14 protein-coding genes and 1 riboswitch are annotated in these 15,358 nt (G+C 36.0%); of the genes, 5 read left to right on the top strand and 9 right to left on the bottom strand.

The window, feature by feature from the left end:
* Complete coding sequence (gene ruvC, locus ABVM53_RS04740; RefSeq protein ID WP_128758182.1) at window positions 1-576, bottom strand: crossover junction endodeoxyribonuclease RuvC; 576 nt, start codon at window positions 574-576, stop codon at window positions 1-3.
* Window positions 577-626: 50 nt separating this feature from the next.
* Between ruvC and ABVM53_RS04745 the strand changes: the two genes are divergently transcribed.
* On the top strand, window positions 627-1,739 hold the full coding sequence (locus ABVM53_RS04745; RefSeq protein ID WP_405330034.1) for a glycosyltransferase: 1,113 nt from the start codon (window positions 627-629) through the stop codon (window positions 1,737-1,739).
* A gap of 3 nt (window positions 1,740-1,742) precedes the next feature.
* Here ABVM53_RS04745 and ABVM53_RS04750 read toward each other — a convergent pair whose 3' ends face one another.
* The 3 genes from ABVM53_RS04750 to ABVM53_RS04760 are packed head-to-tail and all read right to left on the bottom strand — an operon-like array spanning window position 1,743 to window position 4,160.
* The gene (locus ABVM53_RS04750) at window positions 1,743-2,222 is read right to left on the bottom strand and encodes a hypothetical protein (protein ID WP_405330037.1); all 480 of its coding nucleotides are present in this window, start codon (window positions 2,220-2,222) and stop codon (window positions 1,743-1,745) included.
* Between the two features lie 60 nt (window positions 2,223-2,282).
* Window positions 2,283-3,392: an acyloxyacyl hydrolase gene (locus tag ABVM53_RS04755; RefSeq protein ID WP_405330040.1), complete on the bottom strand. Its 1,110-nt coding sequence runs from the start codon at window positions 3,390-3,392 to the stop codon at window positions 2,283-2,285.
* Between the two features lie 9 nt (window positions 3,393-3,401).
* Window positions 3,402-4,160 carry a head GIN domain-containing protein gene (locus tag ABVM53_RS04760; RefSeq protein ID WP_405330043.1) on the bottom strand — a complete coding sequence of 253 codons (759 nt, stop codon included), beginning with the start codon at window positions 4,158-4,160 and terminating at the stop codon, window positions 3,402-3,404.
* A 187-nt stretch (window positions 4,161-4,347) separates the two neighbouring features.
* On the opposite strand from ABVM53_RS04760, the gene ABVM53_RS04765 reads away from it, so the two are divergent.
* On the top strand, window positions 4,348-5,970 hold the full coding sequence (locus ABVM53_RS04765) for an ArnT family glycosyltransferase (protein ID WP_405330046.1): 1,623 nt from the start codon (window positions 4,348-4,350) through the stop codon (window positions 5,968-5,970).
* Between the two features lies 1 nt (window position 5,971).
* Here the strand turns inward: ABVM53_RS04765 and ABVM53_RS04770 are convergent, their stop codons facing one another.
* From ABVM53_RS04770 to ABVM53_RS04785, 4 genes are all read right to left on the bottom strand, one after another.
* On the bottom strand, window positions 5,972-7,066 hold the full coding sequence (locus ABVM53_RS04770) for an acyloxyacyl hydrolase (RefSeq protein WP_405330049.1): 1,095 nt from the start codon (window positions 7,064-7,066) through the stop codon (window positions 5,972-5,974).
* A gap of 52 nt (window positions 7,067-7,118) precedes the next feature.
* Window positions 7,119-8,072 carry a methylenetetrahydrofolate reductase [NAD(P)H] gene (metF, locus tag ABVM53_RS04775; protein WP_128758175.1) on the bottom strand — a complete coding sequence of 318 codons (954 nt, stop codon included), beginning with the start codon at window positions 8,070-8,072 and terminating at the stop codon, window positions 7,119-7,121.
* A gap of 156 nt (window positions 8,073-8,228) precedes the next feature.
* On the bottom strand, window positions 8,229-10,958 hold the full coding sequence (gene metH, locus ABVM53_RS04780; RefSeq protein WP_405330053.1) for a methionine synthase: 2,730 nt from the start codon (window positions 10,956-10,958) through the stop codon (window positions 8,229-8,231).
* Window positions 10,959-10,966: 8 nt separating this feature from the next.
* Window positions 10,967-11,992, bottom strand: a complete 1,026-nt coding sequence (locus tag ABVM53_RS04785; protein WP_405330056.1) for a homocysteine S-methyltransferase family protein — start codon at window positions 11,990-11,992, stop codon at window positions 10,967-10,969.
* A 111-nt stretch (window positions 11,993-12,103) separates the two neighbouring features.
* Window positions 12,104-12,207, bottom strand: a riboswitch (SAM riboswitch).
* A gap of 263 nt (window positions 12,208-12,470) precedes the next feature.
* On the opposite strand from ABVM53_RS04785, the gene ABVM53_RS04790 reads away from it, so the two are divergent.
* The 3 genes from ABVM53_RS04790 to ABVM53_RS04800 are packed head-to-tail and all read left to right on the top strand — an operon-like array spanning window position 12,471 to window position 14,305.
* The gene (locus ABVM53_RS04790) at window positions 12,471-13,058 is read left to right on the top strand and encodes a carboxymuconolactone decarboxylase family protein (RefSeq protein WP_405330058.1); all 588 of its coding nucleotides are present in this window, start codon (window positions 12,471-12,473) and stop codon (window positions 13,056-13,058) included.
* Window positions 13,059-13,068: 10 nt separating this feature from the next.
* Entirely contained in the window at window positions 13,069-13,932 is an 864-nt protein-coding gene (locus ABVM53_RS04795) for a hypothetical protein (protein WP_405330061.1), read from the top strand.
* Window positions 13,925-14,305 carry a response regulator gene (locus ABVM53_RS04800; protein ID WP_405330064.1) on the top strand — a complete coding sequence of 127 codons (381 nt, stop codon included), beginning with the start codon at window positions 13,925-13,927 and terminating at the stop codon, window positions 14,303-14,305. The genes ABVM53_RS04795 and ABVM53_RS04800 overlap by 8 nt, the downstream gene beginning before the upstream one ends.
* Here ABVM53_RS04800 and ABVM53_RS04805 read toward each other — a convergent pair.
* Window positions 14,302-15,354, bottom strand: a complete 1,053-nt coding sequence (locus ABVM53_RS04805) for an NAD(P)/FAD-dependent oxidoreductase (RefSeq protein WP_405330067.1) — start codon at window positions 15,352-15,354, stop codon at window positions 14,302-14,304. The two genes, ABVM53_RS04800 and ABVM53_RS04805, sit on opposite strands and share 4 nt — an antisense overlap.
* Window positions 15,355-15,358 lie beyond the last annotated feature (4 nt).

A 15,358-nucleotide genomic window follows, 5' to 3' on the forward strand; every position in this document is an offset into this window, starting at 1 on the left:
TTAAAGACCTTTTGCCGGTTTAGCAGAAACCACACGTTTTTCATTTTGCTTTACAAAAGCATCCCAACCTGTGTAACTTTTACCAACCTCAACTCGACCTGAATTAAAATGATGACAAACAGCTGCTGCGAGACCATCTGTACTATCCAGATTTTTAGGCAGTGTTTTAAGACCTAGCAAACTCTGAAGCATTTTTGCTACTTGCTCTTTACTGGCATTTCCATTACCGGTAATTGCCATTTTAATCTTTTTAGGTAAATATTCGGTTACCGGTATCTGTCGTGACAATCCAGCAGCCATAGCAACTCCCTGAGCTCGTCCCAGCTTTAGCATCGATTGCACATTTTTACCAAAAAACGGAGCTTCAAGAGCCATCTCATCAGGATGATAAGTGTCTATTAATTCTATAGTACGTTCAAATATAAGTTTGAGTTTAACGTAAGGATCATCATACTTTTTTAACATCAATTCGTTGAGTTGCATAAACTCCATTTTCTTATTTACTACGCGTATAAGACCAAACCCCATAATTGTGGTTCCCGGATCGATACCTAAAATGATTTTTTCTGATTTCAAACTTATTTTTTTACATCTTTGAAGCAAACACAAAGCTAAACATAATAAGCGTGATCCTTCTAGAAGCTTGCCTAATCCTCTATGTTATTCTTATAGCATTCTTCTGCTACGGATTTTTAATCCTCCCTACATATAAGGTTTCAGAACAAAACATAGATAACAAACCTTCTACTGGGTTCACTATAGTAATCCCATTTAGAAATGAAGCTGAAAATCTGGAGCGACTTCTCAATTCTCTTTTTGCTCTCGATTACCCGAAGTCTTTATACGAGATTCTGCTAATTAATGATGACTCGAGCGATCAATCACTACAGGTTATTCAAAATTTTAAAGAATGTCATTCTCTAAATTTAAAAGTAGTAGATAGTGTACGCTTTTCAGGATCACCCAAGAAAGATGCACTTACCAAAGGCATTTCCTTATCTGCTTTTGACTGGATTGTTACCACAGATGCAGATTGTAGCATTCCTCAAAATTGGTTACATGCAATCGACTTTAAGGCTAAGCAACCATTAATAAAATTTATAGCGGGACCAGTAACATTATTTTCGCAACAAGGATTTCTTAATGTGTTTCAGCAATTAGACTTTTTAAGTTTACAGGGGGCCACGATAGGAAGTTTTGGTCTCAACAAACCATTTATGTGCAATGGCGCAAACCTGGCTTTCTCAAAACACGAATTTTTAAAACTTAATGGTTATCAAAACACCAATCACATTGCGAGTGGAGATGATTTGTTTCTCCTTCAGAAATTTGCAGATCGCAGCGTAGATTCTGTTGTTTATATGAAAAGTAAGGATGCCTTAGTTTACTCAAACGCACAAACTACATTTAGCCAACTCTCACAGCAACGTAAGCGCTGGGCATCAAAAGCATCGGCTTATACAAGTGTCTTGGCAATAGGCACTTCTCTTCTTGTATTAACAGGAAATATTGCCAGTATCGCAAGTCTGTTTTTTCTGAAAGACATTGGGTATATAGTCCTAATAAAATTATTCATAGACTTTTGTCTAATCTATTTAACTGCAAGACTTTTTAAACAAACTGAACCCTTAAAATATTATTTTGTTGTGCTTTTTTTACATCCTTTTTTCACCCTCTATATTGCAGTTTGGAGTCAGTTTGGGAAATTTGAATGGAAGGGTAGATCCTTTAAGAAGTAAAGACTAATCTACTTTAACTAAAACAGGCATTTTAAATGCTGTCTTTACAGGGATACTGCGCTTATTAGCAGGTGTAATTCGAGGTAACGAGTCTAAACTATCCTTTAGCCAAAGTTCTAGTTCAGGAAGTTGTAGTGCAATTGTATCTGGGATTTCTACACGCTCTATCTTTAAATCCCCTACTTCACTTATACTAAGATACAGCCAGATTGTATCATTTAATTCAGTTTCTACAATGATAGGTTTATTTGAAAGCTGGCGTTGGAAATTAAGTGCTAATTGTGTTTTAAAGCATTGATATCGTAATTCTTGATTTTTAAGCGAATCACAAATGGCAAAAGAAGGGTATTCTTCTACCTCATTCATTTTAATTGTTTTGAGCTCTTCCTGCACTAATTCATCTGAAGAAACTTTCTGAGTTTCCAGATCTTTACAGCTTGTGAAGCACAAAACAAACGCTAAAAGAAGTCTTAATTTCACCATCATGTATTAACTGTGAAAATACAATTTTAGACCGAAATACCTAAGTTGCACCTAGTTAGTTTAAAATCGATATCCTACACTAAATTCGACACCTTCTGCTTTTGCACCGTGAGCTTTTACAGTAACAGAGGCAAACACATCTTCAGAAAAATAGCGCTTTAGTCCCAGTCGATTATATAAACGATTCTCAAATTCATAAGGATAATAAATATAGTAGCCTAAGTGAGATACAAATGCTATTTTATTAAAGCGCAACTCGTGACCTACAAACAAACCTACACGTTTCCAATCTTCATCGCCGTCTACTTCAAGCTCTGGAAAAGAGGCAGCTTGCAACTTTATAAGCTCCTTGAAAAAATAAGCAAAAAATACATCTGTACCTGCCACTAAAGTACTCTTGTGATTAATACGTTTGTCTGCAAATGCCGAAACAACAAAAAACGGAAATCTACCTTGTCCTATAATGTCACTTTCATTGACACCTCCTCTAAGTACCAAGTTGTAATGAACAGGTTCTGTATATTTTGTGCGTTCTCCCTCAGGGATGTACTCCGGAAATTCCTCGTGATCTAAATTGTAGTTTGCTCCCACATTAAAAGCAAACGTATTTGTACTGTTATTTGGCGCTCGTAAATTAGCATTACTATAATGAACCACGGTAAATCCCGCATTTACACCAAAACCTTTATATATATTTTGCTTATTATATTGAAGCGCTATATAAGTCGAACTCAACAATCTTGTGCCGTATGCGTTATTTTGGTAATTGGTTTCGGCATCATAGGGCTTTCCAGCTAATGCCACACCTTGTCCTATTCTAAAATAGGCATTTCGGTTTAGGAAATAGAAATTAAAATGACCGTAAAGACTCAGATTTTCTCCCAGAAACTCATTATCTAAATCTTGGTAAATCATTGAAAAACCATAATCGGGGTAATTATAGCGACGCTCCCATTCATTAAAACCATATGTTTTATGGTTGTAACTTAAAATCATTCCAGTAGGATGCCCAGTGATGAGGTGATTTATATCTGGATTGTGTTCTAGAATTGTTCCGTAGAAATAAGAAGCATCTAAAGTAATGGGTTTTTTCTCTCCTGTAAAATCAAAATCCTGAGCTTGAAGCCCTAAAGTAAATATACATAAGCAACCCAATAAAATGTGTTTCATAAAGTGAAGTTAGTCTTCAAAAATAAGACGGCCGGTGTAAAGTTCTTCTACCTCAACAACAGGTGGTCTGTTGACAGAAATAACATCTCCTGTACCAAAAATACTTCCTTTAATACTGGCCTGCGGATTAACAATCATTTTATTTGCAGATGTTTGAGAGAACACAAAATTTTGAATCAATAAATCTCTAGATTCTAATCTAGGACCTTCATTGGCAAAATTTGCATTTAAATTTTGAGTGCTTCCGCTTAGGTAGAAAACACTTTTACCATTAGCGCGTATTACCATATTTGTAGATTCTACCTCTAAGTGAAAATTACCGCTTTTTTGTGCAGGACCACCTTCAGAATCAAAAGATGTATCACTAACTAAGGTTAAAGAAGGAAACTCAAGCACTCCCTCTCCTATGATATCTTGACCAGACGCATTACGTATTTCAGTAAGGTTAGGAGTTGTCACAAACACTACAAAATTCTCGTAGTCTCGTACAAGATTACATCGCTTATTGTTTTTAAGTCTTAGAAGGTCGCCGTCAATTACTTCTATTTGGGCATCACTCAGCATATTTTCTCCTGTTTTCAAAACCACTTTTTGAACAGGACCTTGTTTTAAATAGACAATGACATCAGTTTCACTTCGTAATCGAGTAAATGCGGGTAACTCGTAAGTAACTTCTACAATATCACCTTGTGAATCAAAACAGTCACCTATATTATCTGAACCGCAGGAAACAAGTACTAAAACCAAGAGCCCAATGAAAAATCTCATAACTAAAACTTTTAAGATAAAATGTGTCTTTAATTTTATCGTGCGGCAAATTACGCTAAATGCAGTAGGTAGCCTAAATTTTATCAAATGTACAAGTGTGCTAAAATCGTATCTCCCGAATTTATCAATCTCTTTTTTAGTAAAACCGATAAAAAATTACAATTTTGAGGCATCTTAAAATACGATTTTGAAAAAGTCATTTTACCTTATTCTTCTTATACTATTTTGCGTTTTAAATTTGGATCAAGGAAGTTGGGGACTTACTGAAAGTAGTGAAGCCAGATATGCCGAGATAGGCAGAGAGATGGCCATAAGCAATAATTATCTTCATCCTTCTTTACTTAATATAGGGCATTATCACAAGCCACCTATTACCTATGCGATTACAGCCATAGGGTATAAAATTTTTGGCTTTAATGAATATGGTGCTCGCTTCTTCCTAAGCGTAGCACTCCTGCTTCAAATTATACTTATATATAAAATAGTATTGCTATGGTTTAAAGATGAAAAGGTAGCCATAGCTTCAGCACTTATATATTTTAGTTTTCCTATTGTTCTTATCGCAGCACGTAACCTCACCACAGATATTTACTTAAACACTTTTATAATTTGGAGTATATATTTCTGGCTTCAGTTTAAACTTAAGGAAAAGAAAATACGGCTTTATCTTTTTTATATAGTATTAGGATTGGCATTTTTGACAAAAGGGCCTGTAGCTTTCTTACCTGTTATGCTATTTGTGATCTGCTACAAAATCATTAATAAAGAAAAACCTGCCTTTTCAATACATTCCGTTCTGGGGCTAATTACCTTAGTTATCGTTTCGGGATCTTGGTTTGCGCTAATAATTTACCATAAACCCGAACTGTGGGATTACTTTGTTCAGGAACAGATTATAAATCGAAGTATAAATGCTGAAACTTTTCACAGAGCAAAACCTTTTTGGTTTTATGCTCTTATTGCACCTGCTCTAGCATTACCCTGGATTGTGCCTGTGGTTATCACTATTTGCAAAAAAAGAAAAACCTTACAAGTTGATAAACCGTCAAAAGTCGCAGGCTTTACAGCACTTTCGATATTAATTACATTCTCTTTATTTTCTTCAAAGCTGCTTTTATACATACTCCCTTTATATCCATTTTTGGCTATGTACTTCGGAAGCATTTTTATTAATCATTCCCGTACAGATAAAATAGAGTATTACTACGTATTCATAGTATCACTTTCTATCCTGCTGGTAGCTGTATTAGTTTTTCCTTTTATTCCTCAATTGGATTTCAGTTGGTTATCTTCAATCAGCTTATTATTGGGTATTCTGGCATTTGGATATGTTATGATTTATAGATTTAAAGCTAATCCTACTACACAATCTCTTTATTTAATCACAGGGACGCTCTGTTTTCTTGTACTTATTTATACCGCTTTTAGTAGTCAAAATAGCTTTATTATTAATGCTCTAAAACCAGAATATACGTTTATTAACAAGCAGCGCACTAATGAAGATTATAAAGTGCTGGTTTATGATAATCTACTTTCCTCTGCTCCATTTTATCTTGGAGAACAAGTAATAACTATTTACGATTCTAATTTTGAAGCGCAACGAGACATACGATTTGAGACAACTCAAAAATGGAAAGAAAATTATTTGCCTATAAATGAATCAGGGCAGCTAGAACGTTTTAAGTCTCTTATGAAGGACACTAACAACGTTTTACTTATAAAAAATAAAAAGAAACTGGCAGATAGTTTAACCTATCTTCTAAAAGATTTTAAATCTCAGAAATTTAAGAAGTGGACTGTTTATTATTAAATTAAGGTCTAATACCTATTCCAAATTCTACGGCTTCAGCTTTAGCACCGTGAGATTTTAAGGTGACAGCCCCAAATATCTTTGGAGTAAAATAACGCTTTAAACCACCTCTAAAATAAACTCTTCCTTCAAAATCATAATCGTAATACGCATAATAACCTAGCTGAGTGACAAAAGCATTTTTATTAAGACGCAGCTCATGACCGGCAAACACCCCTACACGTTTCCAATCTTCATCTCCCTGCGTATTATATTGCTTCAACGCAATACTCTCGTACTCTATTTGATCTTTCAAAAACGGACTCAAAAAAAGATCTACTCCCAGTTGTAAAGTGCTTTTATGCGACACTCTTTTATCAATAAACGAGGAAACTATTAAAAAAGGTTGCTGTCCAAGGCCTATATAATCGCTCTCATTTACCCCACTTCGTAAAACAAGATTCCACTTAATAGGTTCAGAATACCTGCTTTTTACTTTTGGAATATATCCAGGAAACGCCTCTTCATCAGACAACTGATAGTTAAGACCTAGGTTAAATGTAAACGAATTTGTACTTGCATTAGGAGATTTCACATTGGCATTAGAATAATGAATTAAGGAAATCCCTGTTTGCAATCCTATTTTATCTATGATGTTAGGCTGCTTGTAGTTCATCATAATATAAGTCGAACTCAACAATGTAGAGCCGTATGCATTATTCCTGAAATTCTTATCAATATCAAAAGGTTTTGTAGTGACTGCCACCCCTTGACCTACACGCAACATTAATTTTCTATTAAGTGCATAAAAATTAAAATGACCGTATAAACCGTAATTCTCTCCTAAAAATTCATTTTTTTGATCTTGAGCTATAAAAGAAAAACCGTAATCAGGATAATTGTAACGCGCTTCCCAGTCATTAAAACCATATGTTCTGCGGTTGTAGCTTAAAATAACACCGGTAGGATGTCCTGTAATTAAATGAGCTAGATCTTTATTGTGCTGTAAAATTGTACCGTAAAAAAAATTGGCATCTAAACTATAGGGTTTCTGCTCTATCTCCTGGCTAAATGCCGAAAAAGAACATACTAACAAAAACAGTAATTTATATTTCATTGAAAAATAGAATGTCGGCAAAAGTATGCATTTATTTAAGATCTGGAGTCACTTAAAAAAGTGCAGAAGCAATTGCATGTACATTATCACTTTTACCCATAGAATAGTAATGAAGTACAGGAGCGCCGCCATCCATAAGCTCTTTAGATTGTTGTATCGCCCATTCAATCCCTACTTGTCTCACCTCTGTATTTGACTTGCAATCGTCTACTGCATCTATCAAATCCTGCGGAAGATCAATTTTAAAAACCTGCGGTAATAATTGAAGGTGACGCTTGACAGCAATAGGTTTAATTCCTGGAATTATAGGGATATCTATACCCTCTGCCCGTACTAGATCTACAAATTCAAAATACTTTTTATTATCAAAAAACATCTGTGTAACCACATAATCTGCACCTGCTTCTACTTTTTGAATCAGTCGCTTCAAATCTGTTTTTAAAGATGGAGCTTCTAGGTGTTTTTCAGGATAACCAGCAACACCTATACAGAAATTAGAACAGTCTGAAGTTTCAACAACATTGTTTAAGTAACGCCCTTTATTCATTTCTGCAATCTGCTCTACAAGTCCTAGCGCATACTCGTGACCACCATCTGTAGCTTCAAAATATTGCTGCTCTTTCATTGCATCACCGCGTAAAGCCATAACATTATGAATTCCTAAGAAATGGCAGTCTACAAGCAAATATTCGGTCTCCTCTTTTGTAAAGCCACCACACAGTACATGTGGAACGGTATCTACATTATATTTATGCTTAATAGAAGCGCAAATACCTAAAGTACCAGGACGCATACGCGTTACTTTCTTATCTAAAAGACCATCTTTTTCTATATAAATATATTCTTCACGAGACGTAGTTACATCAATAAATGGAGGCTTAAATTCCATTAATGGATCGATGTTATTATAAAGCTCCTGGATACTTTTACCCTTACGAGGTGGAATTAATTCAAAAGAGAATAAGGTTTTTCCATTTGCTGCTTTAATGTGTTCTGTAATTTTCATAATATTCCCTAATTCGTTTTACAGAATTTCTCAGGTATTTTTAATTGAACAATTATTTTATTTTTTGGGCGCTACCCGTTGGGTCGGGCTTTCGCTCGTCGCTGTATTCGCTCCCGCTTCAACGAGCTCCGGCAAGAGCTCAATCCCTAGCGCATTCTAATCGTCAGAAATATTAGGATTTAACCATTTTTCTGCCATTCTTACTTCAATATTTTTCCGCTCTGCAAAATCTTTAACCTGATCCATTTTAATTTTTCCTAAGCCAAAATAACGTGCTTCAGGATTTGCAAAATAATAACCACTTACCGAAGCTGCAGGCCACATAGCCAAACTTTCGGTAAGCTCTACGCCTATATTTTTATGAACATCTAGAACATCCCAAATCGTGAGTTTTTCTAAGTGATCTGGGCACGCAGGATATCCCGGGGCAGGCCGTATACCTTTGTATTGTTCCTTAATTAATTCGGCATTGCTCAACGCCTCCTCACTAGCATATCCCCAGTGTTTAGTACGTACTTCTTTATGTAGATATTCTGCAAAAGCCTCTGCAAAACGATCTGCCAGTGCTTTTACCATAATGCTGTTATAATCATCGTGCTCTGCTTCATATTTTGCAGCTAACTCTTGTGTTCCAAAACCAGCCGTTACACAAAAGCATCCCATATACTCTTGCTTGCCGGTTTCTTTTGGAGCTATAAAATCTGAAAGTGCAATATTGGGTTTACCCGATGCTTTTTTACTTTGTTGACGCAGGGTTCTAAAAATAAACTCTTGTTGCTCTCCGCTTAAATTTGATGTGACAATCTCAATATCATCGTCATTTATTGTATTTGCTTTAAAAAGACCAAAAACAGCTTTAGCAGTGAGCAACTTCTCGCTTAGAATTTTTTCTAATATCTTCTTAGCATCTGCAAAAAGTTCTTGTGCTTGTGCGCCCACCACCTCATCATCAAGAATTTCTGGGTATTTACCGTGCAGATCCCAACTTCTAAAAAATGGAGACCAGTCAACATAATCCACAAGCTTATTGAGATCAAATTCTTCTACTACCTGTATACCTAAATCATTAGGTTTATAAGCTTCAAAATTATCCCAGTTAAGTTTCCATTTGTTAGCTCTGGCTTGCTCTATACTTAGAAAGTCACGTTTTTTTCCGCGGGTAAGAAAGCGTGTTCTAAAAAGTGCATAATCTTCTTTAATGTCAGATTTATACTTTAATCTGGATTCGGGATTCAGTAAATCTCCAACTACAGTTACCGCTCTGGATGCATCATTAACATGCACCACAGCTTCAGGGTATTCGGGATCGATTTTTACGGCTGTGTGCGCTTTACTCGTCGTTGCACCACCTATTAAAAGCGGTACCGTAAAATTCTGTCTCTTCATTTCTTTAGCCAAAAATACCATCTCGTCCAGAGAAGGCGTAATTAAACCACTAAGACCTATAATATCTACGTTACGCTCTTTTGCCGTTGCGATAATTTTCTCTGGAGGCACCATCACGCCCATATCTATTATCTCGTAGTTATTACACGCTAAAACGACGCTCACAATATTTTTCCCTATGTCGTGTACATCCCCTTTCACGGTTGCCATCAATACCAGATTAGATTTTGCTTTCTCATCTGCTGGCGGCGGATTTTTAAGTTTTTCTTCTTCGATATACGGCAGTAAATAAGCAACTGCTTTTTTCATCACCCGTGCAGACTTTACAACCTGCGGAAGAAACATCTTTCCGCTTCCAAATAAATCTCCCACAACGTTCATTCCGGTCATTAAATGTCCTTCTATGACGTGTAGCGGTTTTTCTGATGTCAATCGTGCCTCCTCAATATCTTCAAGAATATACGCGTCTATCCCCTTAACTAATGCTCGAGTAATTCTATTTTGCAGTGGTTCTTCTCGCCAGGCAAGATCAACAAATTTCTCTTTTGAAGTTCCCTTTACACTTTCCGCAAAATCTAAAAGTCGCTCTGTTGCATCATCCCTTCTGTTTAAAATAACATCTTCAACGTGAGTAAGTAATTCTTTAGGAATATCATCATAAATCTCCAGCATAGACGGATTTACAATACCGATATTCATTCCTGCTTTTATTGCGTGATATAAAAATACCGAGTGCATAGCTTCACGCACCGTATCATTTCCTCTAAAACTAAAGGATACATTACTTACACCACCACTCACACTTGCATAAGGCAGATTATTCTTCACCCAGCGTGTAGCCTCTATAAAATCTATGGCGTTGAGTTTATGCTCGTCCATTCCCGTAGCGACGGGAAAAATATTAAGATCAAAAATGATATCTTCTGGAGGAAAATTAACCTTGTTTACTAAAATATCATAACTGCGTTTTGTTATTTCTAGGCGTCTATCATAATTATCTGCCTGTCCCACCTCGTCAAATGCCATAACTACTACTGCAGCACCATAGCGCTTAATCTTTTTTGCATGTGCTATAAATTCGGATTCTCCTTCTTTTAAGCTTATTGAATTAACAACGCACTTTCCTTGCACAACTTGTAGACCTGCTTCAATAATATCCCACTTTGAGCTATCTATCATAATAGGAACTCTTGAAATGTCTGGCTCTGCAGCAATTAAATTTAGAAACGTCACCATTGCTTTCTTTCCGTCAATAAGACCATCGTCCATATTAACATCAATGATTTGAGCTCCATTATCTACCTGCTCTCTTGCAATAGCCAGAGCTTCATCAAACTTCTCTTCATTTATAAGACGTAAAAACTTACGAGATCCAGCAACATTTGTACGTTCTCCTACATTCACAAAATTGCTTTCGGGAGTAATAATCAAGGGTTCGAGACCACTTAGTTTTAATGGTCTAAACTCAATATTATCCGTTGCTTCTGGTGTATTAATCATAGGATATATTATAATGCTGCTTCACGTTTTGCAAAAGCCGGAAGTGGTCTGGGTTTATAATCTTTTACCAGATTGGCAATTGCTCGTATATGCTCTGGAGTGGTACCACAACAGCCACCCACTATATTAACAAGTTGTTTGTCTAGGTATGTTTTAATTTGAGAAGCCATCTCTTCTGCTGTTTCATCATATTCTCCAAAAGCATTGGGTAGTCCTGCGTTAGGATATGCAGAGATAGCAAAGTCAGACTTACCAGAAACGATCTCGAGATAAGGAGTTAACTGCTCTGCTCCTAAAGCACAATTAAAACCAACAGAAAGTAGTGGCATATGACCTATAGATATTAAAAAAGCTTCGGCTGTTTGTCCAGATAACGTACGCCCTGAAGCATCGGTAATCGTACCACTCACCATCACCGGAATTTCAATATCTCGTTCTTCTTTTAGTTCTTCAATTGCAAATAAAGCAGCTTTAGCGTTAAGTGTATCAAATATGGTTTCTACTAGAAGTATATCAACACCCCCATCAACCAGTGCTTCGGCTTGTTGTTTATAGGCTATACGTAATTCATCAAAAGAAATAGCTCTATATCCGGGATCATTCACATCTGGAGACATACTTGCTGTCTTATTTGTAGGTCCCATTGCTCCTGCTACAAATCGGGGTTTGTTAGGCTCACTTGCCGTAAACTTATCTGCTACTGATTTGGCTATTTTAGCTGATTCATAATTTAAATCATACACAAGAGATTCCATCCCATAATCTGCCATGGCTATAGTTGTACCGCTAAAGGTGTTTGTCTCTACAATATCTGCACCTGCTTCAAAATATTTAGCGTGTACAGCTGCGATGGCTTCGGGCTGGGTTAAACTTAGCAAGTCATTGTTGCCTTGAACCGGGCTTTCCCAATTTTTAAATCGTTCTCCCCGAAAATCTTCTTCTGAAAATTTGTAGCGCTGTAACATAGTGCCCATGGCACCATCAAGAACTAGAATTCTCTCTTGTAAAACGGTATATAGTTTATTCTGACTCATACTTTTTTAAACTTTAAAAAAGCTCATTGATCAATCGCTCTCTGAATAGAGAGACCTGCAATAAATAAAGTATCAAGAATATAAAACGGAAAGCCAGAATGGCTTGTTTTTTTGTTATCTATCCCTTAATCAAAAGAGTAGAACGTAGCACCTTCTCCAGGGGAGGGTTGCTAAGGCTTCAATGGGTCTAATCCCTCTGCCTTTCTTGATAACTTAAATAAATAATGAACTCGGCTGCAAAGATTATAAAACAACTTGAGAATACATAAATTTTAAACAACTAATATTCATCATTAATTAAAATAACGAAATAATAATTGCGCTAAAGAGAGTTATTTAGCAGTTTAAATGTCAGAAACAAGGAGTTAATATTTTCTAAAATTATACATTTTATTGATAATCAAGATTGTATAAGCACTATTTTAAACTAATTTTGTGACCCCAAATTCACTATCTTAATAAAACCATTTACCCATCTATGATTAGCAACAATACGCTCTCAAATTCCCGCTTTAAAATTGTTTCTTATGAAGAGGCTTCAGAAGAAGTTAAAGCAATATATGACGATACAAAAAGAACGTTACAAATACCATTTGTACTCAACTGGATTAAATGTCAGGGTGCAAATCCACTTTTACTAAAAGGAAATTGGGCTAAGTTAAAATCTACTTTAATGCAGGGAGATATTCCTAATGTATTGAAGCAATTAATCATCTATAACGTATCTAAAGAACGTAACTGTGAATACTGCGCTCAAGCTCACGGTATTTTTGCAGACAGTATGAGTGCGATGATTAGTGAAAACGAAAACTTTAGAGTTACTAATGATTTAGAAAGTCCGTTAATACCAGAAAGTTATCGTACGGCAATTAAAATTGTAACCAAAGCTGCTTTAAACCACGATCAAATTACCGATCAGGATTTTGAACAACTGCGTCAGGCTGGTTTTGATGATTCAGAAATACAGGAGTTAATGGCTCAAGCAGATCTTGTAAATATGCTCAATACTCTGGCAGATGTTGCAGGAATTAAGATTGACAATGAGTTGATGGAAGCTCAAGCCTAATACTTTTTTTTTGAATCTAGCTGCCGCAAAGTACCGCATTGCCTACGAGGCCTTTTCTAAATTTTCTGGAAGTCTCAGCAGGGTTGATAACCTTGAAGATTTGAGTACTGTGGTAAGCAGGAATTTAAAGTACCTTTTCAATTTCAAAATATTCAGAATTATCCTTCTCGACAAAGATACTGTCACAGGCTACACATTTATAAAAAATGAAATCTGGGCTCATAAGAATCAGGAAGATATTTTAGACTATGAAAAGAAATTGCTTCAGGATCAAATTCCTTTTTCTAACGCAATCTCATCTGAAGAATTACCTGGTTATATTAACCACGTTCCTTTAAATAACGGTCAACTTTGGGGATGGTATTTACCCTATACAAATTATAAAGTTTGCGTATCTCTTATTGCTGATGACCAAACGCAATTTAGTTATAGTGATGTAGACATCTTGCATTTACTTGTGGACACATTAACTTCAAAGTATAGACAGATTTGTTTAAATCAGGAGATAATTCTCAAAAACAAAAGACTTGAAGAGGCCGTAGGGCAGATAGCGCTCAAAAACAAAGAAATTGAGCAGATAAACAGTAACCAGCAGAATGTCATAGAACTACGCACTCGCGAGTTGCGTTTTAAAAATAAAAAAATCCTAGAGTTATCACGGCTTAATGCACATAATCTTAGGGAACCACTGTGTAGAATACTTGGTCTTCTTGAAATAGCAGATTATTATGATGAGCAAGGGTTACGCAATGAGATTTTACCAAAATTATGTGAGTCTTCATTAGAACTTGACGCTATTTTTAAAAATGTCGTTGCTAAGAGTGAACAAGAAATTGAATACTACGGAAAAACTATAGGGAATAACGATGAGTGATCCTTTTAAAATAATGCTCGTAGATGATCAACAAATGGCGAATTTCATTAACAAGAAACTAATTGAAATAACCCAACTGGCAACAGATGTTATCGATTACACATTACCTGAAAAAGCATTAGTAGAGCTTGAAGAGCATCAGCCAGATATCATTTTCTTAGATTTAAATATGCCAAAAATTAGTGGCTGGGAATTTCTTGATTCTTTAACTCAAAGTCAAAATACCACAAAGGTGGTAATCGTAACCTCCAGTACAAGTGAGCTAGATAAGCAAAAGGCTCAGAATTATATTCAGGTAGTTGACTTTTTAATAAAGCCATTAACCAAAAATACAATGCTGAGCCTTAAATCTAAATTGCGTAGCGCTTCTTAATCTATCGCTTGTACAACTGCTTTCTCTGCTTCCTTACGTGTACCATCAAAACCATCAATACCACTTACAGTAGTATATTTCATCACATAGCGCTTACCAGGATTGACAATCTGGTATGCTGCTTGGCACATCATAGTCGCTTCGTGAAAACCACAAAGAATTAATTTTAATTTTCCGGGATACGTATTAACGTCACCTATTGCAAAAACACCAGGAATATTTGTTTGATAGTCCAGTGCATTATTAACTTTTATAGCATTCTTCTCAATTTCTAATCCCCAATCTCCTATAGGTCCTAGTTTAGGTGAAAGACCAAATAAAGGAATAAATGCATCTGCTTCAAGAGTAACCTCACCATCTGGAGTTTCTACTACCACCTGATCAAGTCTTTCAATACCTGCAAGACCTACGACTTCTCCCGGAGTGATTAAGTTTATTTTACCGAGTAACTTTAATTCTCTAACTTTTTCAACAGAATCTAATGCACCTCTAAATTCGTTACGACGATGAATTAGGGTTACCTCTTTTGCGATATCAGCCAGATAAATACTCCAGTCAAGAGCAGAATCTCCACCACCAGCAATAACAACTTTCTTATCACGGTAAACTTCAGGATCCTTAATCATGTAAGCAACACCCTTATCTTCAAATTCATGAATATTAGGAATTAAGGGTTTACGAGGCTCAAAGCTCCCCAGACCTCCCGCGATTGCAACCACCTTAGTATGATGCTGAGTGCCTTTATTTGTAGTTACAATAAAACTACCATCATCTTGCTTTTCTATCGTTTCAGCACGTTCACCTAGAGTAAATCCAGGTTGAAACTGTTTTCCTTGTTCAATAAGATTATCTATAAGTTTTCCTGCCATTACCTCAGGGAAACCCGGAATATCGTAAATAGGTTTCTTAGGATAAATCTCTGATAATTGTCCGCCAGGTTGTGCAAGAGCATCGATAATGTGACACTTCAATTTTAATAAACCTGCTTCAAAAACGGTAAATAATCCTGTAGGTCCAGCTCCAATTATAAGTATATCTGTTTTTATCATCTTC

This window comes from Leeuwenhoekiella sp. LLG6367-2.1, assembly GCF_045055775.1.
Classification (GTDB): Bacteria; Bacteroidota; Bacteroidia; order Flavobacteriales; family Flavobacteriaceae; genus Leeuwenhoekiella; species Leeuwenhoekiella aequorea.

What these genes read in the sequence shown, in the direction of transcription:
- ABVM53_RS04750 (WP_405330037.1), bottom strand. Translation starts at nt 2,222, where the DNA reads ATGGTGAAATTAAGACTTCTTTTAGCGTTTGTTTTGTGCTTCACAAGC.
- ABVM53_RS04755 (WP_405330040.1), bottom strand. Translation starts at nt 3,392, where the DNA reads ATGAAACACATTTTATTGGGTTGCTTATGTATATTTACTTTAGGGCTT.
- ABVM53_RS04760 (WP_405330043.1), bottom strand. Translation starts at nt 4,160, where the DNA reads ATGAGATTTTTCATTGGGCTCTTGGTTTTAGTACTTGTTTCCTGCGGT.
- ABVM53_RS04770 (WP_405330049.1), bottom strand. Translation starts at nt 7,066, where the DNA reads ATGAAATATAAATTACTGTTTTTGTTAGTATGTTCTTTTTCGGCATTT.
- metF (WP_128758175.1), bottom strand. Translation starts at nt 8,072, where the DNA reads ATGAAAATTACAGAACACATTAAAGCAGCAAATGGAAAAACCTTATTC.
- metH (WP_405330053.1), bottom strand. Translation starts at nt 10,958, where the DNA reads ATGATTAATACACCAGAAGCAACGGATAATATTGAGTTTAGACCATTA.
- ABVM53_RS04785 (WP_405330056.1), bottom strand. Translation starts at nt 11,992, where the DNA reads ATGAGTCAGAATAAACTATATACCGTTTTACAAGAGAGAATTCTAGTT.
- ABVM53_RS04790 (WP_405330058.1), top strand. Translation starts at nt 12,471, where the DNA reads ATGATTAGCAACAATACGCTCTCAAATTCCCGCTTTAAAATTGTTTCT.
- ABVM53_RS04800 (WP_405330064.1), top strand. Translation starts at nt 13,925, where the DNA reads ATGAGTGATCCTTTTAAAATAATGCTCGTAGATGATCAACAAATGGCG.
- ABVM53_RS04805 (WP_405330067.1), bottom strand. Translation starts at nt 15,354, where the DNA reads ATGATAAAAACAGATATACTTATAATTGGAGCTGGACCTACAGGATTA.